The 23540-nt window shown below is 45.5% G+C and carries 19 protein-coding genes; 15 read left to right on the plus strand and 4 right to left on the minus strand.

From position 1 onward, the window contains the following. Window positions 1-2: 2 nt before the first annotated feature. The 9 genes from fabZ to exaC all read left to right on the plus strand — a co-directional run bounded on the left by fabZ (window position 3) and on the right by exaC (window position 11552). The gene (gene fabZ / locus ACFBZI_RS06315; protein ID WP_375715545.1) at window positions 3-530 is read left to right on the plus strand and encodes a 3-hydroxyacyl-ACP dehydratase FabZ; all 528 of its coding nucleotides are present in this window, start codon (window positions 3-5) and stop codon (window positions 528-530) included. 43 nt (window positions 531-573) lie between these two features. Then, window positions 574-1347, plus strand: coding sequence for an acyl-ACP--UDP-N-acetylglucosamine O-acyltransferase (gene lpxA / locus ACFBZI_RS06320; protein ID WP_375715546.1), 774 nt, complete (start codon window positions 574-576; stop codon window positions 1345-1347). A 560-nt stretch (window positions 1348-1907) separates the two neighbouring features. Further along, the gene (locus ACFBZI_RS06325; RefSeq protein WP_375715547.1) at window positions 1908-3395 is read left to right on the plus strand and encodes a sodium-dependent transporter; all 1488 of its coding nucleotides are present in this window, start codon (window positions 1908-1910) and stop codon (window positions 3393-3395) included. A gap of 12 nt (window positions 3396-3407) precedes the next feature. Continuing rightward, on the plus strand, window positions 3408-3536 hold the full coding sequence (locus ACFBZI_RS06330) for a methionine/alanine import family NSS transporter small subunit (protein WP_375715548.1): 129 nt from the start codon (window positions 3408-3410) through the stop codon (window positions 3534-3536). A gap of 428 nt (window positions 3537-3964) precedes the next feature. After that, complete coding sequence (locus tag ACFBZI_RS06335) at window positions 3965-5557, plus strand: cytochrome ubiquinol oxidase subunit I (protein WP_375715549.1); 1593 nt, start codon at window positions 3965-3967, stop codon at window positions 5555-5557. A 17-nt stretch (window positions 5558-5574) separates the two neighbouring features. After that, entirely contained in the window at window positions 5575-6714 is a 1140-nt protein-coding gene (gene cydB, locus ACFBZI_RS06340) for a cytochrome d ubiquinol oxidase subunit II (protein ID WP_375715550.1), read from the plus strand. A gap of 116 nt (window positions 6715-6830) precedes the next feature. After that, a complete protein-coding gene (gene cydX / locus ACFBZI_RS06345; RefSeq protein ID WP_375715551.1) occupies window positions 6831-6968 on the plus strand; it encodes a cytochrome bd-I oxidase subunit CydX in 138 nt (45 codons plus the stop codon). 451 nt (window positions 6969-7419) lie between these two features. After that, window positions 7420-9561, plus strand: a complete 2142-nt coding sequence (locus ACFBZI_RS06350) for a protein-disulfide reductase DsbD (RefSeq protein WP_375715552.1) — start codon at window positions 7420-7422, stop codon at window positions 9559-9561. Window positions 9562-10040: 479 nt separating this feature from the next. Next, window positions 10041-11552: an acetaldehyde dehydrogenase ExaC gene (exaC, locus tag ACFBZI_RS06355; protein WP_375715553.1), complete on the plus strand. Its 1512-nt coding sequence runs from the start codon at window positions 10041-10043 to the stop codon at window positions 11550-11552. A 296-nt stretch (window positions 11553-11848) separates the two neighbouring features. On the opposite strand, the gene ACFBZI_RS06360 is transcribed toward exaC, so the two are convergent. Beyond that, window positions 11849-13357 carry an alanine/glycine:cation symporter family protein gene (locus tag ACFBZI_RS06360; protein ID WP_375715554.1) on the minus strand — a complete coding sequence of 503 codons (1509 nt, stop codon included), beginning with the start codon at window positions 13355-13357 and terminating at the stop codon, window positions 11849-11851. A 583-nt stretch (window positions 13358-13940) separates the two neighbouring features. Then, window positions 13941-17039, minus strand: coding sequence for an autotransporter domain-containing protein (locus ACFBZI_RS06365; RefSeq protein WP_375715555.1), 3099 nt, complete (start codon window positions 17037-17039; stop codon window positions 13941-13943). A 281-nt stretch (window positions 17040-17320) separates the two neighbouring features. Here ACFBZI_RS06365 and ACFBZI_RS06370 point away from each other — a divergent pair, with 281 nt between their 5' ends. The 6 genes from ACFBZI_RS06370 to zupT all read left to right on the plus strand — a co-directional run bounded on the left by ACFBZI_RS06370 (window position 17321) and on the right by zupT (window position 21654). Then, window positions 17321-17968, plus strand: coding sequence for a LemA family protein (locus tag ACFBZI_RS06370; protein WP_375715556.1), 648 nt, complete (start codon window positions 17321-17323; stop codon window positions 17966-17968). A gap of 63 nt (window positions 17969-18031) precedes the next feature. After that, on the plus strand, window positions 18032-19153 hold the full coding sequence (locus tag ACFBZI_RS06375; protein ID WP_375715557.1) for a TPM domain-containing protein: 1122 nt from the start codon (window positions 18032-18034) through the stop codon (window positions 19151-19153). Then, on the plus strand, window positions 19147-19764 hold the full coding sequence (locus ACFBZI_RS06380) for a TPM domain-containing protein (protein ID WP_375715558.1): 618 nt from the start codon (window positions 19147-19149) through the stop codon (window positions 19762-19764). Before ACFBZI_RS06375 ends, ACFBZI_RS06380 begins: the two co-directional genes overlap by 7 nt. A gap of 236 nt (window positions 19765-20000) precedes the next feature. After that, entirely contained in the window at window positions 20001-20312 is a 312-nt protein-coding gene (gene rplU, locus ACFBZI_RS06385; protein ID WP_375715559.1) for a 50S ribosomal protein L21, read from the plus strand. Between the two features lie 65 nt (window positions 20313-20377). Continuing rightward, window positions 20378-20635 (plus strand): 50S ribosomal protein L27, encoded by a 258-nt coding sequence (rpmA, locus tag ACFBZI_RS06390; protein ID WP_003659274.1) that lies wholly within the window; start codon window positions 20378-20380, stop codon window positions 20633-20635. 227 nt (window positions 20636-20862) lie between these two features. Beyond that, window positions 20863-21654, plus strand: coding sequence for a zinc transporter ZupT (gene zupT / locus ACFBZI_RS06395; RefSeq protein ID WP_375715560.1), 792 nt, complete (start codon window positions 20863-20865; stop codon window positions 21652-21654). 140 nt (window positions 21655-21794) lie between these two features. Here zupT and ACFBZI_RS06400 read toward each other — a convergent pair whose 3' ends face one another. Continuing rightward, on the minus strand, window positions 21795-22430 hold the full coding sequence (locus ACFBZI_RS06400) for a DUF2057 domain-containing protein (RefSeq protein ID WP_375716327.1): 636 nt from the start codon (window positions 22428-22430) through the stop codon (window positions 21795-21797). A 185-nt stretch (window positions 22431-22615) separates the two neighbouring features. After that, complete coding sequence (locus ACFBZI_RS06405; protein WP_375715561.1) at window positions 22616-23398, minus strand: DnaA ATPase domain-containing protein; 783 nt, start codon at window positions 23396-23398, stop codon at window positions 22616-22618. Window positions 23399-23540: the final 142 nt, after the last annotated feature.

Consider the following 23540-nt stretch of genomic DNA (forward strand, 5'->3'; position numbering starts at 1 on the left):
TTATGTCAGTTGCACAGATTGATTTTGATTTGCTCACCGAAGCGGACATCGCTGCACTTGATGAGCGTGGGATTAGCTTGCCACTTCGCTATGACCAAATCAAGCACTATCTACCGCATCGTTATCCGTTTATGCTCATTGACCGTGTTACTGCTTGCCGTCCTAACAAATGGATCACTGGTTACAAAAACATCAGTATTAACGAAGAGTTGTTTAACGGCCATTTTCCTGATAACCCAATCATGCCGGGCGTGCTGATGGTTGAAGCGATGGCACAATTGTCTGGCATGTTGGGCTTTATCAGTGCTGGCCAAACTTCAGACGATGGGTATCTGTATCTGTTTGCTGGTGTGGATAAGGTGCGTTTTAAAAAGCTGGTTACGCCCGGTGATCAGCTGGTGATTCGCTCAAAAGCTACGATGAATAAGCGTGATATTTATAAATTTGAATGCACCGCCCATGTCGAAGGGCAGTTGGCTTGCAGTGCTGAGATTATGATTGCTCGCCAAAAGGTTGATGGCATGAAATGATTTTTCAATCTTATGCTCAATCATTTCAAAATCGGAGACAATCATGACAATTCACCCAACCGCCATCATCGATCCCAGTGCCAAGATTGACGAAACGGCAACCATTGGCCCTTATTGTATCATCGGCAAAAACAGCAAAATCGGCGCTCATACGGTACTGCGTCGCCATGTCATCGTTGGCGAAAATACCAGCATCGGTGCGTATAATGACATCTATCAATTCGCCAGCGTCGGCGAAAATCCGCAGGATTTGAAATATCAAGGTGAAGATACCTATCTGCAAGTGGGCGATTATAACCGCATTCGTGAGTCCTGCACCATTCACCGTGGCACTGCCCAAGATGGCGGCATCACTCGCATCGGCAGCCACAATCTATTAATGGTCAATGTGCATATTGCCCATGATTGCGTGGTAGGCGATCACAATGTGCTTGCCAATAATGTCGGTGTGGCAGGGCATGCACACATCGGCAACTATGTGATTATCGGTGGACAGTCTGGCGTGCATCAATTTTGCCGTATCGATGATTATAGCATGATCGGTGGGGCAAGTTTGATCGTCAAAGATGTGGCGGCATTTGTAACCGTCTCGGGCAATCCTGCCAAAACGCATGGACTGAACAAAGAAGGCATGCGTCGCAAAGGCTGGTCAGCACAGACGATTAAGGTCATTGATGAGGCTTATCGTGTGATTTTTCGCTCGGGGCTATTGCGTGATGAGGCGTTGGTTGAACTTCATGCTTTACTTGAACAAGAGCCAAAAGTGCAGCTGTTGATTGACTCAATCAAGCACAGCAAGCGCGGTTTGGTGCGTTGAGTTTAGTTAAATCTTTATTTTGATTGAATTTTAGCTAAATTTCAATACCAAATGGCGATGTGAACAGCTTTGAGCAATTTTGAGTAGTTTTGAGCAGCTTTAAAAAAACTTGAAAAACTTGAGCAAGTTTTAGTCATCATAATCATTGTTATCAATTTGACCAAAATTTTGTCAAGTTAGCTCAAATCGGCTCAGATTGTCTCAAATCGTCCCAAAATCCGCCAATATTGCAAACCTGTAACGATTTGTTGCAGGTTTTTTGTTAATAATGACAATTTTTTATTTGTTTTTATTTGACATTTCTTAATTGTTAATTCAAACTATGCTAGTCGTTTTCTTTCTTGGAATTTGCTGATTGACGATTGGGCAAACTTTAGGGATAAAACACTGTAAAATAAAAATTGGGTGCGGCAAGTGTGCCTTGTGCGACTTAGGTGGCTTGGGCATAAAGATGTGGTGTAATGGATTTATCATTAAATAACAAATCTTGTATAACAAATCTTGCCGCAAGGTATTGAATACTTCATAAACTGAAGTGAATTGAATGAATTGGAGGGCTTATGTCGGCACAACGAGAAAGTTGGTCAGCACGCTCTGGCTTTATTTTGGCAGCGATTGGTTCTGCCGTTGGTTTGGGGAATATTTGGCGTTTCCCTTATGTTTCTTATGAAAATGGTGGCGGTGCTTTCTTTTTGCCATATTTGATTGCCTTGGCAACCGCTGGTTTTCCGCTGCTGTTTTTGGATTATGTCGTTGGTCAAAAATACAAAGGCGCACCACCGACCGCTTATCGCCGTTTGGTCAAATCCGCCGAAGGCATCGGCTGGTGGCAAGTGGCGGTGTGTACCATCATCGGCATCTATTATGCTTCGGTTTTGAGCTGGGCAGGTAACTACACCTTGTTCGCCTTTGGGCAACAATGGGGCGAAGACACCGAAAACTTTTTCTTTAACACCTATCTACAAAATGCCAGCGAATTAACGCTGACTTATTCATCGCAGCTTTTGACAGGCTTGGTGATTGTCTGGGCACTGATTTTGTTCATTTTGTATGGTGGTATCCAAAAAGGCGTTGAATTATCAAACAAAATTTTTATCCCCTTGCTGGTGGTGATGTTTGGTATTTTGGTGGCTCGTGCTGTGATGCTACCAGGGGCAACTTTGGGTCTAGAAACTTTCTTTGCACCAAACTGGGAAAAAATGGCCGATCCAAAGGTTTGGCTGGCGGCTTATGGCCATGTGTTTTTCTCCATGTCCATCGGCTTTGGTATCATGGTAACTTATGCGTCCTACCTAAATCGCAATGCCAACCTGACCGCATCAGGCTTGGTGGTCGGTTTTGCCAACTCATCGTTTGAGCTGTTGGCAGGTATCGGCATTTTCTCGGTGCTGGGCTTTATGGCTCAAGCGTCAGGCGTGCCAGTGGCAGAAGTGGTCAAAGGTGGCATCGGTCTTGCCTTTATCGCTTTCCCAAAAATCATCTCAACAATGGGCGATGCAGGCAACTTGGTTGGCATCTTGTTCTTTGGCTCGCTGTTCATCGCTGGTGCAACTTCGATGGTATCGATTTTGCAAGTGCCAATCTCGGCGGTGCAGGACAAATTTGGCTGGTCAAAAAACAAAGCCGTTACCATCGTTGGTGTGGGTTCGGCGGTGATATCGATTGCCTTATTTGCTACCCAAAACGCCATCACTTTTGTGGACATCATCGATAACTTTGCCAATAACATCGGCATCGTCCTTGGTGCGATTTTGTCAATCGTGTGGGTAACTTGGTTTAACCGTGAAAAATTGCCAGTGCTGATTAACCACATCAATGCCATCTCAAGCATGAAAGTGGGTGCGGTATGGTCGTTTATGCTGACGGTGGTTACACCAGCGGCATTGATTGTGACGCTTGGCTTGACCCTAAAATCATTGGCAACCGAAGGCTACGGCGGCTATCCTGCCAGCGTGCAACTCATCTTTGGTTGGGGTGTGGTGATTGTCTGTGCCATCATTGCACTCTTGCTACCACGCATCAAAGGCCATTCATCGCACGAAGAATAAGGAGCAACTGACATGCAAACATTAACTTTGGTAATCATGATTTTTGCGATGGTGGCGATTTGGGGCGGCTTGATCGTCTCGGCGATTCACTTGGCAAAAAACCCTGACATTGACATGGATAAAGTGCCTGCCGATCATTGATTTGGTGAGTTTGTCAAATTGGTTAAAATTTATCAAATTTGTGAAATTTACTGATAAATTAATAAATTGACAATGCACTTTATCTGATTTTATCTGATAAAACACGCTAAGATAACTTGGCGTGTTTTATTTTTATTTTTTTGGCGTTTTTGATTATTTTGGTAAATTTGCACGGTTTTGCAATATTTTGTTAAATATATAAATAAAATACATGAAATAATTATTGAACTTTGTATAGTATTTGTACAATTTATCCGATATAATGTTGCTTTATGCAAATTTTGCAAAATGTTATCAGTCAATCATCGCAGCTTGGCAACATTAGGCATCGTTGATGGCGTTTTTACCAAAAGCAATCAAAAAGCAACCGCCACTGGCAGTGTTTTGGGTTTAAGGCGGTAAGGCTTTTATCACACAAGGGGGCTGGCATGATTAGCGAGCATTTGGTGGATATTTCTCGGCTGCAATTTGCCGCAACGGCATTATTTCACTTTTTATTTGTACCTTTAACGCTTGGTATGACTTGGATTTTGGTCATCATGGAAGCGGTGTACCTGACGACTGGCAAGGCGATTTGGAAGGATATGACTCGCTTTTGGGGTAAGTTGTTCGGTATCAATTTTGTGCTTGGCGTAACGACAGGCATTACCATGGAGTTTCAATTTGGCACCAACTGGGCGTATTATTCGCACTATGTCGGTGATGTGTTTGGTGCGCCACTTGCCATCGAAGGCTTGATGGCGTTTTTTCTTGAATCCACGATGGTTGGCTTGTTCTTTTTTGGTTGGGATAAAATGTCTCGCCTGCAGCATTTTGCCACCACTTTGCTGATGGCATTGGGAACCAGTTTGTCAGCGTTGTGGATTTTGGTGGCAAATGGCTGGATGCAAAACCCTGTTGGTGCTGAATTTAACTATCAGACCATGCGTATGGAAATGGTGAGTTTTGCTCAGATTTTTCTAAATCCTGATGCCCAAAATAAATTTGTGCATACCGTGTCGGCAGGCTATGTGACAGGGGCGTCTTTTGTGCTGGGGGTTTCGGCGTGGTATCTGCTTAAGGGGCGAGATGTCGCCTTTGCCAAACGCAGCTTTCATGTGGCGGCGGCATTTGGGTTTGCGGCGATTTGTAGTGCCATCGTGCTGGGCGATGAGTCAGGTTATTCGATTGGTCAAGCACAGCAGACCAAACTTGCCACGATGGAAGCGATGTGGCAGACCGAACCTGCTCCAGCAGGATTTAATATCATTGCTGGCATTAACGAACAAGAGCAAAAAAACGATTGGGCGTTACATGTGCCGTATGTGATGGGCTTAATCGGTACTCGTTCGGTGGATACTGAGATTTTGGGCATTAATGATATCAAAAAACTCAACGAAGAGCGTATCACTAATGGCATCACGGCGGTTAAGGCGTTGGATATTATGCGTGCCAATCAAACCAATGGCGTGGACAACCCGCAGGCACTGATTGATGAATTTACCGCTCACAAAGACGATTTGGGGTTTGGGCTTTTGCTCAAAAAATACACCAGCGATATGGACGCCGTCACGCCAGCGATGATTGCCCAAGCGGTCGATGACAGTGTGCCAGCGGTGACGCCGATGTTTTGGACATTTCGTGTGATGGTTGGCATGGGATTTTTGATGTTGATTTTATACGCTTTGTGCTTGTTTTTTACTTTGCGGGGTGATTTTTTATCAAAACCATGGCTGCTTAAGTTTGCTCTGTACATGATACCAGCACCTTGGATTGCTCTTGAAGCAGGTTGGTTTGTCGCCGAATATGGCCGTCAGCCGTGGACAGTTTATGGGGTTTTGCCAACGCATTTGTCGGTGTCAAATATTGACGCTGCTCATGTGTTGTGGTCGCTGCTCGGCTTTGTGCTGTTTTATGTGATTTTGGCGGTGGTTGAGATGTATTTGATGGTCAAATATGTGCGTCTAGGCCCAGCATCGCTAGGAACGGGCAAATATTTTGGTGAGCAATCATCGGCTTTTTTAATCAAGCCAAATAAATAAGCAAAGGGGTGTGTGAGATGTTATTTGATTATGAAACGCTAAAGTGGATTTGGTGGCTGCTGGTTGGTGTGCTGCTCATTGGCTTTGCGATTATGGACGGTCATGATATTGGCGTGTGTGCATTGCTACCTTTTGTGGGTCGAGATGACAGCGAACGCCGTGTGATTGTCAATACCATTGGCCCACATTGGGAAGGCAACCAAGTCTGGTTCATCACTGCAGGTGGGGCGGTTTTTGCGGCATTGCCTTTGGTGTATGCCACGGCGTTTAGCGGTTTTTATTGGGCGTTGATTGCGGCATTGTGGGCGTTATTTTTTCGTCCTGTGGGTTTTAAATATCGCAGTTTGATAAAAAACGACACATGGCGTAGCGTGTGGGATTGGCTGCTATTTGTTGGCTCTGTCGTGCCTGCGTTAATCTTTGGCGTGGCGTTTGGCAATTTACTGCTGGGCGTGCCATTTACCCTTGACCAAAATTTACTGTCAATGTACACAGGGACATTTTGGCAGCTGCTGACGCCATTTGCCCTGCTTTGTGGCGGGGTGAGCGTGGCGATGCTCACCATGCAAGGCGGTGTTTATTTGGCACATCGTACGACAGACGGCATACATCAGCGAGCCAAAGCAGCAGCCAGCTTGGCGGCAGTTTTGACGGTGCTGCTGTTTGTGGTGGCAGGTTTTTGGGTGTATCAGCTTGATGGCTATGTGCTGGTGGGTGAGATTGATACCAATGGCGTGATTGACCCTTTGGCCAAACAAGTACAAATCCAAGCAGGTGCATGGCTCAATAATTACGCCGATTATCCTGCCTTATGGACGATACCGCTGCTTGGCGTGTTGATGCCATTATTGACGGCGGTATTACTAAAATTCAATCGCACTTTGCTGGCGTTTGTTACTTCAAGTGTGGCAGTGCTTGGTGTGATTGCCACCGCTGGCGTGGCGTTATTTCCATTTTATATGCCATCGTCTGCCGATCCACGCTCCAGTCTCACCGTTTGGGATTCGACATCGAGCCATTTGACCTTGATGATTATGCTGTATGCGGTGGTTGTGCTGCTGCCTGTGGTGCTGGCTTATACCAGCTGGGGTTATGCGGTGATGCGTGGCAAAGTAACCAAGGCGTATATTAAAGAAAACGAACACACGGTTTACTAATCATGATCATTTGGCAAGTTTATTTGATAAATTTAATTGTTAATTGACTTTATAAAATCAAAAATAAGCCAAATGAACATTAAAAATTAACCGTATCAATAACAAAAGGAGTAACCATGTGGTATTTTGCTTGGATTTTGGGCTTGGGTTTTGCGGTGCTGTTGGCGATTTTAAGTGCCGTTTGGGTGGAGTTTGAGAGCAGTCGACAAGCATCGTTTGGCGATGCGGATAATGTGGACAATACAGACGATTGATTTGGCGACAATTTTCCCAGTTGATTGGTCAATCTATCGATTGGGAAAATTGCTAAAATTGCTTAAGTTTGCCACTTGCTCACCATTTATCCGCAATTTGCTTGAAATTTATCCGCAATTTGCCAAAACCCATTTAATCAATTGCCCAAACTTATCTAAACTTATTTAAAAAACTACCCAAAAACCACCAAAGGATTACCAAAACAAGTCTTGATTATCGCCGTCAAAGTCGCTAAATTTGACTGGCGATGACCCAGCGATAACAAATTGTAAAAATTTATGCCGACTGGATAAGCATTGTGTGATATTTTTGTGTTATCATATCACAATTTGTTATTATGCCATAATCAGCGGTGAATGGCATGGATTGGCGTATTTTTGCGTATTGCCAATTGCCATCGCTGATTGATTAGAATTTTATCGTTATCATTTGGTCTTTTGGGGGTGTGTCGTGTTACAAAAAACTTGGGCGTATTTGCCAATTTTTACTGCTGCCGTGCTGGGCGTGGGGTCATTGCCGAGCGTATCAGCACACGCCAACGATTTGACGACATTGTTTGCTCAAGCAGACGATCAGCCAGAGTTTTTGCCAGTTGAAAAGGCTTTTGCAATCAAGCCTACACAAATGGGTGATGAATTGGTGGTCAAATTCACCGTAACGCCCAAGCATTACATCTACCAAAACCGCTTATCGCTAAAACTGCCTGATGGCATCACTGCTGAGCCGTGGACTTTTGATAAGCAGGCCAATCTGATTGATGATCCGACTTTTGGCTCTGTGCCTGTGTTTGAAGAAAATGTCGTCGCGCGCACTCGCCTAACCAGCACAAGCCAGATGAGTAATCAGCCGATTACCATTCGCTGGCAGGGCTGTGCCAAGGCAGGGCTGTGCTATCCGCCCCAAAACACCGTGCTAAAGGTGAATTTGGCAACGCACGCCAAAACTTCGGACGCCAAAAACTTAGCAAAAACTGGCGAAACAACCGCCAACCCAAAAGCTGATGACAAAGCTGGCAACAAAATCAGCAATACCAAAACTGCCGACAAATCCGACAAAGCCGATAAAAACGACAAAACCGCTACTCAGTTGGCACAACAAAAAACCGATGCGGACAAATCAGCATCTGATGCCAAAACTGCCGATAAAGCAGACGATAAAAACAGCAATCTGGCTGCCCAAGATACAGCGGCCGACACCGCCCAAAATACAACGGCGGACAATGCCGATGACCAAAATCTGCTTGAGCAGCCAAACGATGACGAAAAAACTGCCCAAGATGATGCAGCATTGGCAAGTGCATCTGATGAAGTGGCGGCAGATGACGCAGCTGATGATGGCAAATATACGCTAAATCACAGCTTGCCTGCGGTGGAAAAAGAGACGACAACGCCGATTTTATTTATTGGGCTGTTATTACTGGCGGGGCTTTTGTTGTCATTTACACCGTGTGTGTATCCGATGATTCCGATTGTGGCGAACATTGTCGCCAAACAGCACGCCAAAGCCAATGCCAAGCGTGGCTTTATGTTGTCGTTGGCGTATGGCGTGGGCGTGTCCAGTGCTTATGGCATTTTGGGGGCATTGACGGCATGGTTTGGGCAGGCGTTGGGCATCGCCACTTGGTTGCAGCGTGCCGAAGTGCTGATGGTCGTTGCTGCTTTGTTTGTGATTTTTGCTTTGGTGATGTTTGGCTGGCTGCAGTTGAGATTGCCCAGTGCCATTTCGGACAAATTGTCCGCCAAATCCCAAGCGGCGGATAAGTGGCTTGGGACATTGGCAGGCAGTTATTTGTCGGGTCTTTTGTCCGCTTTGGTGGTGTCGCCGTGCGTGTCAGCACCGATGGCAGGGGCTTTGACCTTTGTGGCGACCAGTAATAATGTGCTGTTTGGCTTTGCTGCCTTGTTTGCGTTTGGGCTTGGTTTATCTGTACCGCTGATGATTATTGGCACGATGCAGGGCAAATGGATGCCAAAATCTGGTGCGTGGATGCAGCACATTCGCACGCTGGGCGGATTTTTGCTACTTGGCGTGGCGTTGCTGTTGATTGAGCGAGTGCTGCTCAATTCGGCAATGCTGGCACTGTGGGCGGTGTGGTTTGTGGCATTGGCGGCTTGGCTGTTCGTTGCTGTTGGTCGTCATACACGCATTTTTAGAGCGTTGGCAATCATTCCGATGGCGTGGGCAATCGTGCTGCTGTATGGCGTGAGCCTAGGTTCGGCGGACGCATGGCACCCATGGCAAAAACCGACCGCCAGCCAAATCGCTCAGCCAGACATTCATGCCGAAACGCTGGCACAGCTTGATGCTGTATTGGCAAGCCATGATAAGGTACTGGTTGATGTAACTGCCGATTGGTGTATCGAATGCCGAATCATGGAACGCACTTTGTTTACCAATCGCCCAGAGCAGTTGGCAGAATATCAAGTGGTCAAGCTCGACATCAGCGAAACCAACGAAAACAGCCAAGCGATATTGGCACGCTATCAGTTGTTTGGGCCGCCAGCGTTATTGATTTATCATCAAGGACAGCTGACCCAAGTGCTGCTTGGCGAGACCAAATTGGACACATTTAAGGCAGCTTTGAGCAAATAATTGGTTATCAATTGATTAAAAGCTGACAAAACTTATGCCAAACTTGGTTAAAACCCAGCTAAAATTTGGTTAAAGTTTAGCCAAATCTGAGTTAAAAACGCTCTAAAATTCATGTAATTTTGGGGCGTTTTTGATTTTAAAATTTAAAACCTTTGATAAGCCTTTGATAAAAATGCATCTTTGCTCAATCATTGGTTAAAATCAGCAGGATAAATTTGGCAAATTTTTGGCAAACTGTTATCAAATTTTTATCAAAATTATCATCAAGTTAGCAAGCAATTGAGCAAATCATTGAGCAAATCTTGGACAGGTTTTGGACAAATCATTGAGCGATTGACTGGCGTGATGGCGTGGATAAAATTGGCAAATAAACTTGCTTTTCGCCCCAAATTGATGCATGATAGATAAACCAAGTCATGTGTACACCAAAAATGGCGTGCCAACCTGGTATCTATCAATCAGAACAAAGGAGTTGTTTTATGCGTTATGCCAATCCAAATACCGAAGGCAGCAAAGTCTTTTTTAAAGAAAAATACGACAATTTCATTGGCGGCAAATGGGTTGCCCCAGTTGATGGCGAGTATTTTGACGACATTTCTCCAGTGGACGGCAAGCCTTTTGCTAAGGTTGCCAGATCCAATGCCAAAGATGTTGAGCTGGCTTTGGACGCTGCCCACGCCGCCAAAGATGCGTGGAATCAATCATCACCCACCGAACGCTCAAACCTATTGCTAAAAATTGCCGACCGCCTAGAAGCCAATTTGGAGCTGCTTGCTGTTGCCGAAACTTGGGAAAATGGCAAGCCTATCCGTGAGACTTTGGCGGCAGACATTCCGTTGGCAATTGACCATTTCCGTTATTTTGCTGGCTGTATCCGAGCCCAAGAAGGTTCGATTGCCCAGATTGATGCCGACACCGTGGCGTATCATTTTCATGAGCCGATCGGCGTGGTTGGACAGATTATCCCTTGGAATTTCCCAATTTTGATGGCGGCATGGAAGTTAGCCCCAGCCTTGGCGGCAGGCAACTGCGTGGTGCTAAAACCTGCCGAGCAGACGCCTGTGAGCATCATGGTGCTGATTGAGCTGATTGAAGATTTGCTGCCAGCAGGCGTGCTAAATGTGGTCAATGGCTTTGGGCCAGAAGTTGGCGAACCTTTGGCGACCAACCCACGCATTGGCAAAGTTGCCTTTACTGGCTCAACCGAAATCGGTCAAAAAATCATGCAATTTGCCACCAAAAACATCATTCCAGTCACTTTGGAGCTGGGCGGCAAATCCCCCAATGTGTTCTTTGCTGATGTGATGGACAAGGACGATGAGTTTTTGGACAAGGCACTTGAAGGCTTTGCCATGTTTGCCCTAAACCAAGGCGAAGTTTGTACTTGCCCATCTCGTGCCTTGGTACACGAAAGTATCGCCGAAGCGTTTTTGAAAAAAGCAGTCGAGCGAGTACGCCGTATCAAGACAGGCCACCCACTGGACACCGAGACGATGATTGGGGCTCAAGCATCACAAGAGCAGCAGGACAAAATTTTAGGCTGCATCGCCAAAGGCAAAGCCGAAGGGGCGGCAGTGCTGACAGGCGGTGAAGCTCGCCACGATGTCGAAGGCGGTTATTATATTGAGCCGACCATCTTTAAGGGCGAAAACAGCATGGAGATTTTCCAAGAAGAGATTTTTGGCCCTGTGCTGGCGGTAACGACCTTTAAGGACTTCGATGAAGCGATGGCAATCGCTAATGACACCATGTACGGACTGGGTGCAGGCGTGTGGTCTCGTGATGGCACGACCGCCTACCGTGCTGGGCGAGCGATTCAGGCAGGGCGTGTGTGGACAAACTGCTACCACATCTATCCTGCTCATGCGGCATTTGGCGGCTACAAAAAATCAGGCATCGGTCGTGAAACCCACAAAATGATGCTTGATCATTATCAACAAACCAAAAACCTACTGGTCAGCTATTCGCCAAAAGCGATGGGATTTTTCTGATCTGACCGATCGGATTAATTTGATTTGACTGGATTTGACCAGTAGTTCAAAAACTTGGCTTAAATTTAAGCCAAGTTTTTTTTTATTTAAGTTTCAATAAAAGCTGAGAATTGCAGGTTAAAAGCTGAAAGTTAAAAACTAAAAGCCAAGCGTCATACTGTAAAATTAAACTTCAAGAATTAAAAGTTGCAAATTGACAGTCAAAAATTAAATGGCGATAAAAACCAAAAGCCCCGTGAATTGATCACAAGGCTTTTGGTGCTGTTGGTGAAGTGAGCTAATGATCTAAGAATGGCTTATTTTTGGGCATTCTTTTTGTTCAGCTCTTCCCAGAAAGTGGCGTTTTTGATACCCAATTTGACAGGGTCAAAGGTGTATTTTTTGATGCCAGCTTTTTGTTGGGCTTCATAGTCTTTGAGTGCCAACAGGGTTGGTTTTGCCATAAAGAAAATCACCAAAATGCCGACAATGTTTAGCCAAGCGGTCATACCAGCACCGACATCGCCCATTGTCCAGATATAGCCTGAGCTATTGACCGCACCATAAGCCACGGCAAAGATTAGCACCAGTTTGATGATAAACAGTGCTGCTGTACTTTTCATTGAGCGAGTCAAATAGGCGACATTCACTTCAGCGATATAATAATAGGCAATGATGGTGGTGAATGAGAAAAAGAACACCGCCACCGCCACAAAGATGTTACCAAAGTGGCCAAAAATGCTAGAAACCGCCATCTGAGTAAAGGCAGGGCCATTGATGATGGTATCGGTGGCGACATTTTGGACAAGGAATTGACCGTCAGGCAGCGTGCCTTGGATATTGTACATGCCAGTCATCAAAATCATAAATGCCGTCGCCGAGCAGACAAACAGCGTATCGACATAGACAGAGAACGCTTGTACGATGCCTTGTTGGGCGGGGTGTTGTACTTCGGCAGCAGCAGCATGGTGCGGGCCTGTACCTTGACCAGCTTCGTTAGAATACACGCCACGCTTGATACCCCAGCCGATGGCAGCACCAAAGCCAGCTTGGGCTGACCAAATATCGCTAAAAATCAAGCGAACCACATCAGGCAGCTTGTCGATATTAAATAAAATAATCAATACCGCCATCAAAATGTAGCCCAATGCCATAAATGGTACGACAAATTCTGCCACACGAGCGATACGCTTGATACCACCAAAGATAATCAAGCCCAAAATAACGACAATCACCAGCGTAACCACCAGCGTGTTCGTGCCGATATTACCAAAAGCAGTATCAACCATCGCACCTTCGCCAGTGATGCCTGTGATGGCTTTGACGACACCGTTTGACTGTACGCCCGGCAAGAACAGACCGCAAGAAATCAAAAACGAGATGGCGACCAAAGTGCCGTAGAATTTACCAAAGCCACCGCCAAAAAATTTCTCAAAATAATACGCAGGACCGCCACGGTATTGCCCACGGTCATTTTCTTTATAAATCTGACCTAGGGTTGATTCGACATAAGCGGTGGCTGCACCCAAAAATGCCACTGCCCACATCCAAAAGACCGCACTGGGGCCACCAAAGCCAATGGCAGCGGCGACACCAGCGATATTGCCCATGCCGACACGGCCAGACAGCGACACAGACAACGCCTGAAATGAGCTGATGCCTTCTGGTGAGTCATTGCGAGCAAACAGCAAGCGGAGCATTTCTTTGAAATGACGCACCTGCATAAAACGAGTAATGATTGAAAAAAACAAACCGGCTGCCAAGCACAGATAAACCAGTGCAGGACTCCAAATAATGCCGTTTAGCGTATTAATCACGCTTTCCATAAACACATTCCTTATCGTATCCCTTGTTGTCATTAGGGGATTTAATCATGATTGATTGACCAAGCCAAAAACCAACGCCCACCGACCGCTCATGAGTCATCGCTTGACTGGTACAAATCCACTTGCCCAAGTCTGATACAAAACTTCACAATCAATGGCATGATTGCAACATATTGACTTAGATAATTGCAATTTGCCACAAATCGCCAATAAAATCTAGTAAAAAATGCAATTTTTCATAAAAATTTATAAATTTTTTAGAAGTTCCAATAATTTGTTATAAAATATAAATTAAATCTGAACAATCTCACCAAAAATTTTAAATTCTTATCAACAGATGGATTCATTGGGTTATCAAGAAAAATGATACAAATCAAACCAATTCAAATCAATTTCAGCCAAGCCAATTTAAAAATAATCTCAGCCAATTTACAATAATCTTACTATAAAAGCCAAAAAAGCAGCCCTGCACCAAATTGGCATAGGGCTGCTTGATGGTCATTTTAAAATCAGTTGTGTGATTATCTTGTGCAATGATTAAAATGATTAACAATCATCACCAAAAGACAATCTAAAACCAACATTAAAAGACGGTTTTGATGCCGATGACACCGCCTTGGCTGTCGTAGTGTGAACGCCATTCGCCACCATACGCCGCCGAGATGCTAACTTTTGGTGTGATGTCATAAGACACACCCAGATTAGCAATGCCAGCACCACGGCCGATTTTATGGCCTTTGGTGTCAAATTGACGGTCGCTGCCGATAAAGCTGGCGGTAATGTCAGTTCGCTTGTCGCCATTTTCTAGTACGCCAGCGATGGTGGCAGTCACGGCAAGTTCTGGCGTGATGGCTTGTTTGAGCGATACACCAGCCGTGGTGCTGATACGCTCATGAGTGGCTTTGGCGACATCAAGGTTATAGACACCAGCACCAGTTTCACGATAGGCATCTGAACGAACCTTGGCATAATCTAGGCGAGCAAATGGCGTGATGTTGCGGCTGTCATCACCGATTTGATGGCGAATGCCAATGCCAGCACCGTAGGTATTGACATCATAGTCAGATTTGGCGGTAGTAGAGCGATTATTTGTCAAAGTCTGAATGCGGCGTTCACCTTCGACATTGCTACGAGCAACAGCGATATGACCGTGCAACAAGGTATTATCCGCCACCGCATAATCGCCATAAACGATGGCTTGGGCGGTCTTAGCGGTAACATCGTGATAAATGGCGTGCTTGTCGGTGTCGGCATCGCTTTGGGTATAAGCTGCTGCAATGCCCAGCGTGCCTTTGCCAATGGCAGCATCACCACCGATGATAAAGCCCTTATTGGTGTTATCATAGCCGACCAAGCCTTGTGGGCGGTGATCCAGTGTGGATTGATTGCCCAAAACTTTTGCCCACAGCGTGTGTTTGCGGTCGCTGTCGGTTGGTAGGGCATTGATGGCATCACGATGGGTGTCGTAGATGATACGATTGACCGAGCCGACCAGTAGCGGTTGTAGTTCGCTAACACCTTGGGCAAGGCGTTCTTGGCTTAAGCCGTGTTTGGTCAGTGTCAGTGTTGTACCCAGTAAACCACCATTATCAATCGCAGTATCCAAAGCCTGTGCCAGTGACGGATTTGCTGATTGCTCGGCATTGGCAGCATTAGCAAAACTTGTATTTGGTTTGGTCGGCTCAACTGGTTTTTCAGGTTGAACAGGTTCAGCTGGTTTAACTTCTTCCGCTGGCTTTGGTTCAGCTGGTTTGGCTGGTTGTTCAGCTGGTTTTTCCGCAGGTTTCTCTGTAGGCTTAGCTGGCTGTTCCGCTGGTTTTGGTTGCTCCGTTGGTTTTTCAACAGGTTGTTCCGCTGGCTTAACAGGCTCAGCTGGTTTCTCAGCAGGTTTGGTAGGTTGCTCCGCTGGTTTTGTCGGTTCAGCTGGCTTAACTTCTTCCGTTGGCTTTGGTTCAGCTGGTTTGGCTGGCTCTGTTGGTTCAACAGGTTTTTCAGGCTCTGCTGGTTTTGGTTGCTCCGCAGGTTTCTCTGCAGGCTTGATGGGTTCAATAGGTTTTGACTCAACAGGTTTTTCAGGTTGAACTGGCTTAACTTCTTCCGCTGGTTTTTCAGGCTCCGCTGGTTTTGTCGGTTCAGCTGGCTGTTCTGCTTTTGGTTTGATAACCAAGTGAACTTTATTGGCATCGCTATAATCAGCGGTTAATAAAGTGTCAATGGTGCTACCATCTTCATTTAATAAAACAGATACACCCTTAAATTTACCCACCAATTTATCTGCACTGACGATATTTTTGTATTCGCCTGTTGGATTGTCGCCAGTGATCAGTTTTTCGGTGATTTCATCTGCCCAGACTTTAAGATAACCATTGCCAATATCGGCAGTGCCAGTAACCACCAATCTGCCTATTTCATCATCGTCCACTTTGCCATCTTCATTCCAGTCCAAAAGACCAATAACAAGATTTTCGCCATTATTGATGGTATAGTTACCGTTAATTTTTAGCGTACCTTGTGTAACGGCAATATCACCTTTGAATTGTTTGCTTTTTTCAGAAATTTCTAGCGTGCCTAAACCATATTTAGCAAAGCCACCAAATAAGTCATCATCTTTTAGAGAATAACGGAAATTACCAGCATCACCAGTGATGACAGCATTTGGATTGATGGCAACATAGATTGGCAAGTGTTCTTCACCATTGGTAGTGGTTGCGATTTTGTGAGTTTCAAATGTTACACCACGATTGCCGATTTCAATGGTGTCATTGTGGTCAAAACCAGCAAATAAATTGGGCTGATCGTCTGTAATGCCGATGGTGCCGCCATCAATATAGATGCTAGACGATTTGGCATCTGCACCACGGCTGATTTGCTTAACATCAAGCTCTGTCAAATACTCATCAGAATTTGTGCCTTGTAGTTTTAGCACACCTGTGCCTTTGTTACCAACGACAAGTTCATTGGTAACAAAAGTGCTATCCTTTAGGATAAATGTACCAACGCCTGTCGAGTCAGCACCCAAAGTGACATTATCAGCTCTGGCATGACCAACATCGTATCGTGAATTATCATTTAAGATAACTTCACCATGACCCTGCTCGCCGATGATTAAAGTGCCGTTGATATTGATAGGTACATAGCCATTGGTTGTCAGTTTGCCATGAGCGTTATTAAAATCGCCAAGCACCACACCGCCCAGCGTTCCCAAGCTGCTATCTTGTTTGTGACCAGATTGTGCCATAGCATATTCTGCGGCATTCAGCGTTAGTGTACCAGCGGCATTTTCACCAATAATGAGTGCTTTGGGGTCTTTGGCTTTGATTTGAATACCCTGTGCTGACTCTAGCGTAATATCGCCACCATGATCGATGACAGCGGAATTGGCAATGGCGGTTGCACCATCTTTGATCAGTAGTTTGCCATCAACTCCAATGTTTAAATCTTGAAATTCCACCGTCACATTTTTGCCAGAGATGGTATCATTTTTGACGGTGTAAAGATCTTGTGAAACGGTTGTGTTGGCGGTGTAATCAGTTGCCCATGCGTGGCTTGCCATGATGGCAGTTGCCAAAGCAGCGGCTTTGACGGTTTTGCTTTTACTTTTGCCTTTGGCACGAGCCAGCTCGCTGACACATTGCCATACGCCAGTGGCGTGGTTAAAGATAACTTTAAAATTACGATTCATCAGATTTCCTTAATAAATCCAGAACACACAAAACACTCAATACGATTGTGGTATTATAAGCCAAATTGAGCAAATAGGGAAAGATTTATCATTTCGGCGTGTGCAAATGATAAAGCTTTTGGGCAGTTTGTCTGTTTTTGGTAAGCTTGATTGCAAAATTTGCCCAAAAACGCTATGGTATGGGTAAATGACCAATAATTATCCGTGCTAAGTTTACGAAATATTGGTTGCAATGATAAGTTTATTTATATATTAAATTTATTAATTATCAAAAATTGGAGATGATGATGAAAAAACAACTGCTATTATCCAGCATTTTGGTGGCGACGCTTGGGCTGTCAGGCTGTGGCTATAACACCTTGCAAGCCCAAGATGAGCAAACCAACGCCGCATGGTCAGAAGTGGTCAATCAATACCAACGCCGAGCGGATTTGGTACCCAATTTGGTACAAGTGGCAGAGCGTTATGCGACGCATGAGCAGAGCGTTTTTAGTGAAGTAGCACAAGCTCGTGCCAAAGTCGGCAGCGTGCAGCTGACCCCTGAGACGCTCAACGACCCACAGGCGATGCAGCAATATCAAGAAGCACAGGCTCAGATGGGTTCGGCATTGTCTCGCTTGATGGCGGTGTCTGAGCGTTATCCAGAGCTAAAGGCGGATGCTGTGTTCCAAGATTTGCAAGCCCAGCTTGAAGGCACCGAAAACCGCATCGCTGTGGCACGCAACCGCTATATCCAAGAAGTTCGCACCTACAATACCACCGTGCGTCAATTCCCCACCAATCTGACCGCCAAAGTGTTTGGGCTACACACCAAGCTAAATTTTACTGTCGAAAATGAAACCGCCATCTCAACCGCTCCCAAGGTGGACTTTGGCAATCACGGTGGCAGTCGCAATGGCAATGATAATGCCCCAAGCGATGCCAAATAAAGCTGTGCCAAATAATTTGATAAAATTGATAAAATTTGCCAATCAAATCACGGTAGGGTGCTTATGAGTTATCCAATATTTCGCCAAATGCTGATGCGTGGTGGCTGGGTGCTGCTGTCACTGATATTGTCAATGCTGTCGGTATTGGCGATGGCAAATCCTTCGCCTGCTCATCAGATGGCAGATGCTGAAGATGAATTGGCGGCGGTGGTTCTGGGCGGTTCACAAACTGACACGCCAGTTGGTGAATTGGTGAAAAATTTTACTGATGAATTGCAAGACACACCCAAAAAACCAAGCCAAAATTTAAATCAAAACACCCAAACCAAGCCCAGCGTATCGTCCACCGATGCCGTGCCGCATGATAAGCTGATTTTAAATTCGCCAGTAGTGGACGCTGCCAAGATTTTAAGCCCTAGCGAGTATTTGCAATTAACCGAGCAGCTCCAAAAAATCTACCAAGACCATTTGGCACAGGCGGCATTGATTATCGTGCCAACCACGGGTAATGTGGATATTTTTGATTATGCGATGGCGGTGGCAGAGCGGTGGCAACTGGGACGAGATAAGGTTGATGATGGCTTGCTGATTGCCGTTGCCATCAATGATCGCAAATTGCACATTTTGACAGGCTACGGCTTAGAAGGCGTGCTGCCTGATGCTGTCCTAAAACGCATTATCCGTGAAGACATCACGCCAGCATTTAAGGCAGGGGCATATGCCGAAGGCTTATCAGCTGCCATTGCTACCATTGATGAACGCTTGCGAGCCGACCCTGAGACTTTGGCTCGTATTGATGCCAAGCACCAAGCTCAGGATAATTTGGCGGATTCGGACGGTGTGGATTGGCTTGGTTTGCTCATCATGGCGGCGGTGGCAGGCTCATTTTTAAAGGCGATTTTGGGCAGATTTTTGGGAGCGAGTATCGCAGCGGCAGGTTTTGCGTTTTTTGCCATCAGCACAGGGGCAGGCGTGATGATTGGCATGATAGCGGCGGTGGCGCTGTGGCTGTTTTTATTATTTAGCGGTATCGTGCCGTTATCAGGTGGTGGCGGTGGCTTTGGCACAGGTGGCGGCTCTGGTAGTGGTCGAAGTGGTGGCTTTGGTGGCGGTAGTTTTGGCAGCGGCGGCTTTAGTGGCGGCGGTGGTCGCTTTGGCGGTGGTGGTGCAGGGGGTTCATGGTAATGCAAAACACGCATTCAACTTCAAAAAATTCAAATGTGACTGATTTAAACGGCAATGCCAATACCGATTTAAATCAAAGCCCAAACAGTAAGCCAAGTAAAAACGCAACCAAAACCCCACAAAACAGCGTGGCAAGATGGTTGCGCCAGCTGCTGTACATACCGTTTTTGCACAATCGCTGGCTCACCCAAGCTGTCAAAGACAGTCTAAGTGATGCCATCATGCAGGCAGAGCGTGGGCATCGTGGCGAGATTTATCTGATTATCGAAAATCAGCTGCCGCTTGCCACCGCCTATGCCCAAGATTGCCACGAACGAGCGTTGCATCTGTTTGCCACGCACCGAGTGTGGGACACGCAGGATAACACAGGCATTTTGGTGTATGTCAATTTGTGCGAGCATCAGCTGCAGATTGTCGCCGATCGTGGCATCGATCAGATTTATGACAATTGGCAACCGCTATGCGATCAGGCGTTGAGCCAGTTTCGTCAAGGGCAAATCCAAACAGGTCTTAATGAGCTGATTGCCAAGCTGGGCGAGCTGTTATTGAGCCATTATCCTGCTGATGATGTGTCTGGCAATGAGTTGCCCAATCAAGTCAAGCATTTATAGCTTATTATGATAAACCGTTAAATCGTTACACCATTAAATTGCCAAATAAAACCGCCAAACCCTAAGCGGCATCGACAAAACCAGCACTGGCGACACCCAATAAATTGTGCAAGAAGTGCTTGCATTTGTCTATGATTTTTAGTAAAATACGGTCTTATTTTGCATCCTTGTCGTGTTCGTTAATAAGTGTTATCAAGGGATAGCCACGGCACACAGGTTTATCTGGAGAACTCAAGATGTACGCAGTAATTAAAAGTGGCGGTAAGCAACACCGTGTTAGCGTTGGCGAAACTCTAAAAGTTGAGCTGCTAAAAGCCGAAAAAGGCGAAACGCTAAAAATTGAAGAAGTGCTAATGGTTGTCAATGGCACAGACATCAAAATCGGTGAGCCGCTGGTTGCTGGTGCCAGTGTAGAGGCTGAAGTGGTTGAGCATGGTCGTGGCAAGAAGGTGCGTATCGTGAAGCACCGTCGTCGTAAGCATTACCACAAAGAGCAAGGTCACCGCCAATGGTTTACTGAGCTAAAAATCAAAGCCATTAACGCTTAATTCACCACATTTAGTATTTGATACCTAGGGCGTGGCTCACAGGTATTTTAACAGGAGATATTCTCATGGCACATAAAAAAGCCGCAGGTTCTACTCGTAACGGTCGTGATTCTAACCCAAAAATGCTTGGCGTAAAAGTATTTGGTGGTCAAGATGTTGTTGCTGGTAACATCATTGTTCGTCAGCGTGGCACAGAATTTCACGCAGGTGAAGGTGTTGGCATGGGTCGTGACCACACACTATTTGCCTTGACCGAAGGTGTTGTTAAATTCGAAACCAAAGGTCAATTTAACCGTCGCTATGTTTCTGTTTTGGCAAAATAATTTCGCCAACAAAATTTAGCCAAAGATCCGTCATGATTGCATGATGGGTCTTTTTGTTTAAATGCCAAAAATCATCGCCAATTTGACAGGTCAAATGGGGCAAATAACAACTGGCAAATAGCAAATGGCTAATGATTGATTAACGACAATCAATGACTTAAATACGATAAATTTTATCAATACAACCAAATAAATTGAGCAAATAAAATTGATGGATTGAATTTGTGATGGCTGACAATGTTTTGATTGCTTTTTTGATTACCTTGGCGGCAGGATTGGCGACCGTTTTGGGTAGTGCGTTGGTGTTTTTTCAAAAAAGCCCATCGCCACGCATTTTGGCTTTTGGTTTGGCATTTTCGGCAGGGGCGATGGTTTTTGTGTCTTTGACGGAGATTTTTTCTAAGTCGGTGGAGAGTTTTTCATCAGACACTGATTTGGGTTTTGCATGGGCGGTGGCGGCATTTTTGACAGGGCTTTTTGCCATCGTGCTGCTCGATCGGCTGATTCCCAATCCGCATGACACGCTTGATGTTCACGATCCCAGATTTCATGATAACAATCAAAACTATCTAAAACGCATTGGCTTGATGACCGCTTTTGCCATTACTGCACACAATTTCCCAGAAGGTTTGGCGACTTTTTTTGCCACCTTAGAAAGCCCCACTGTTGGCACGCCCTTGGCATTTGCCATCGCTGTGCATAATATCCCCGAAGGAATCTCAATCGCTGCACCGATTTATTTTGCCACCCAAAATAAGCAGCTGACCGTGCTGGCGTGTTTTATTTCTGGTTTGGCAGAGCCTTTGGGGGCGGTGATGGGTTATGCGATTTTACGGCCGTTTTTGTCGCCTGCAATTTTTGGCTGGGTATTTGGCATCATCGCAGGGGCGATGGTCTTTTTGGCGATGGACGAGCTGTTACCTGCTGCCAAGCGATATTCTGACGGCCATGAGACGGTTTATGGCTTGATTGGCGGCATGGCAGCGATTTCTATCAGTTTGGCATTGTTTGATGTTTAAAATTGATGTTTAAAATTTGCCATTGGATATTTTCAGCGATACTTTAAAATACAAAAATTCCACCAAATAATATTCAAAAATAAAAACCCCACCAAATCTGGCAGGGTTTTTATTTTTATCAAACTGCTTTTAAAATAGGCTTATTTTTCAACCCATTGGCGGATTTTTTCACGCTCTTCATCGCTGGCATTGAGCCACAATTTCATAAAGCCGTCCAAATTATCACCAGTGCGAGCCGTTGGAGTGGTGCTGGGCTGTTGGTCGGCATTGATGGCGGCGATGGCTTTTTGATTGGCGGTTACTGCTGAATCGCCACGGCCAAAAATACCGCCGATGGCATTGGTGATGCCAGTTAACACGCCTGTGCGGCTGTCGGTATCGCTTTGTTCGGCGATGACTGTGCCGTTATGTAGGACTGCCAATGTCGGTGCTTTGGCGTATTCTTTGGCGGCGGTGTAGTTGTTCGGCTGATTTGGCATGGTTAGCTGATAGCTTTGATTATCCGCCAAGTCAGCGGTAACGGTGATGTTGTTGGATTTTAGGTAATCGTGTTCATTATTACGCAGCTCAAACAGTCGGTCATAGCGTGCGGTAATCACATGGCGACCCGGCTGTAGGGTAAAGCTTTTTTGTAGTGGTTGTAGCAGCCCATGGCGAACTTCTTGACCGTTAATGGCGGTTACTTTGATGTTCTCGTCAATGTTTAGCTGGACTTGAGCGGCGGCGGCAGTGCTAAGCAGGGCAGTCGCTGATAGAGCAAGGGCAAGTTTTTTCATAAAATATCCTGTAAATATCCTGTCGGTTTGGGCGGTTGTCAAATGCGTGTTGATGATTTGTGGTGTTTGTTGGTTAATTTGTTCGGTAATCATCAAGCAAATTGCTTAACTTGTTGAATTTTACTTGATTTTACTTAATAATCGTATTTAACATATTAAGCATATGCCAAGCATATACCAAACTGCTATGATGGCGTTGGATAATTGGGCGAATGCTGCTCATTATCAACAATTTCTAACATAAAAGTCTCACGCAAAATGATATTTTTGGCTTCGGTGATGGTTTTTTTGGAAATTTGCACACGAGATAAACTGGTCAATAGCGGACGAATAAACTCAAGCACCGTGATGATGTCGCCAGCATTGTGCGGCCCTTCTTGTAATAAATACTCAAAAATCTCTTCGGGCAATTTCCAGTTTTTCTTGGTCAAAATGGTATCAAGCAACGCACGGCGATCGCTCACATCATCATGGTCTGGCAAGGTCAGCATCGGTGCCAGCGACAGGCGTGTCTGCAAATCCAGCAGGCCAATTTGTAGCTCACGAGCAGGATTGTCGGCAAAGTACAAAATCTGCTTTTGGTTCTCACGGATACGGTTAATCAGATGAAACAGACCTTCTTGCCATTCGTAGCTGTGATGGACGATTTGCAAATCATCAATGATAATTAAATCAAACATCTCAAGCCCAACCAACGCAGTGGCGTGCGGATCTTGTTCGATAAGCTCTGACAGATTCAGACTGATGGCGGTTTTGGCGGTGCGTGCGGTGTATTCATCATAGACGGCATTGCACAGGTGCGTTTTGCCAAAGCCATACGGACCAACAATAAACAGCTCAAGCAAATTGCCATGAATGAGCTTATCCACAGCGTCCAAAATGGGTCGATAGCTGCGTGACAAAAAGTCATCGAGCGACGCTTCTGGGCGAATGTCGAGATTGAGTGAATTTTGAATCGCTTCGGTCATTAGACAGCCTTGGTTTTATCCATCAATCAGCCGCCAAACGCCCAATCGGCTTTATCATTGTTATCAAATTTTGTGCATTGCCAAGCTGGGCGTTCGTTGGTGATGAATTACAGTTCTTGTGATTTTTAACGCTTATATATAG

Source organism: Moraxella marmotae, assembly GCF_042219885.1.
Classification (GTDB): domain Bacteria; phylum Pseudomonadota; class Gammaproteobacteria; order Pseudomonadales; family Moraxellaceae; genus Moraxella; species Moraxella marmotae.

What these genes read in the sequence shown, in the direction of transcription:
- fabZ (WP_375715545.1), top strand. Translation starts at nt 3, where the DNA reads ATGTCAGTTGCACAGATTGATTTTGATTTGCTCACCGAAGCGGACATC.
- lpxA (WP_375715546.1), top strand. Translation starts at nt 574, where the DNA reads ATGACAATTCACCCAACCGCCATCATCGATCCCAGTGCCAAGATTGAC.
- ACFBZI_RS06325 (WP_375715547.1), top strand. Translation starts at nt 1,908, where the DNA reads ATGTCGGCACAACGAGAAAGTTGGTCAGCACGCTCTGGCTTTATTTTG.
- ACFBZI_RS06330 (WP_375715548.1), top strand. Translation starts at nt 3,408, where the DNA reads ATGCAAACATTAACTTTGGTAATCATGATTTTTGCGATGGTGGCGATT.
- ACFBZI_RS06335 (WP_375715549.1), top strand. Translation starts at nt 3,965, where the DNA reads ATGATTAGCGAGCATTTGGTGGATATTTCTCGGCTGCAATTTGCCGCA.
- cydB (WP_375715550.1), top strand. Translation starts at nt 5,575, where the DNA reads ATGTTATTTGATTATGAAACGCTAAAGTGGATTTGGTGGCTGCTGGTT.
- cydX (WP_375715551.1), top strand. Translation starts at nt 6,831, where the DNA reads ATGTGGTATTTTGCTTGGATTTTGGGCTTGGGTTTTGCGGTGCTGTTG.
- exaC (WP_375715553.1), top strand. Translation starts at nt 10,041, where the DNA reads ATGCGTTATGCCAATCCAAATACCGAAGGCAGCAAAGTCTTTTTTAAA.
- ACFBZI_RS06360 (WP_375715554.1), bottom strand. Translation starts at nt 13,357, where the DNA reads ATGGAAAGCGTGATTAATACGCTAAACGGCATTATTTGGAGTCCTGCA.
- ACFBZI_RS06365 (WP_375715555.1), bottom strand. Translation starts at nt 17,039, where the DNA reads ATGAATCGTAATTTTAAAGTTATCTTTAACCACGCCACTGGCGTATGG.
- ACFBZI_RS06370 (WP_375715556.1), top strand. Translation starts at nt 17,321, where the DNA reads ATGATGATGAAAAAACAACTGCTATTATCCAGCATTTTGGTGGCGACG.
- ACFBZI_RS06375 (WP_375715557.1), top strand. Translation starts at nt 18,032, where the DNA reads ATGAGTTATCCAATATTTCGCCAAATGCTGATGCGTGGTGGCTGGGTG.
- ACFBZI_RS06380 (WP_375715558.1), top strand. Translation starts at nt 19,147, where the DNA reads ATGGTAATGCAAAACACGCATTCAACTTCAAAAAATTCAAATGTGACT.
- rplU (WP_375715559.1), top strand. Translation starts at nt 20,001, where the DNA reads ATGTACGCAGTAATTAAAAGTGGCGGTAAGCAACACCGTGTTAGCGTT.
- rpmA (WP_003659274.1), top strand. Translation starts at nt 20,378, where the DNA reads ATGGCACATAAAAAAGCCGCAGGTTCTACTCGTAACGGTCGTGATTCT.
- zupT (WP_375715560.1), top strand. Translation starts at nt 20,863, where the DNA reads ATGGCTGACAATGTTTTGATTGCTTTTTTGATTACCTTGGCGGCAGGA.
- ACFBZI_RS06400 (WP_375716327.1), bottom strand. Translation starts at nt 22,430, where the DNA reads ATGAAAAAACTTGCCCTTGCTCTATCAGCGACTGCCCTGCTTAGCACT.
- ACFBZI_RS06405 (WP_375715561.1), bottom strand. Translation starts at nt 23,398, where the DNA reads ATGACCGAAGCGATTCAAAATTCACTCAATCTCGACATTCGCCCAGAA.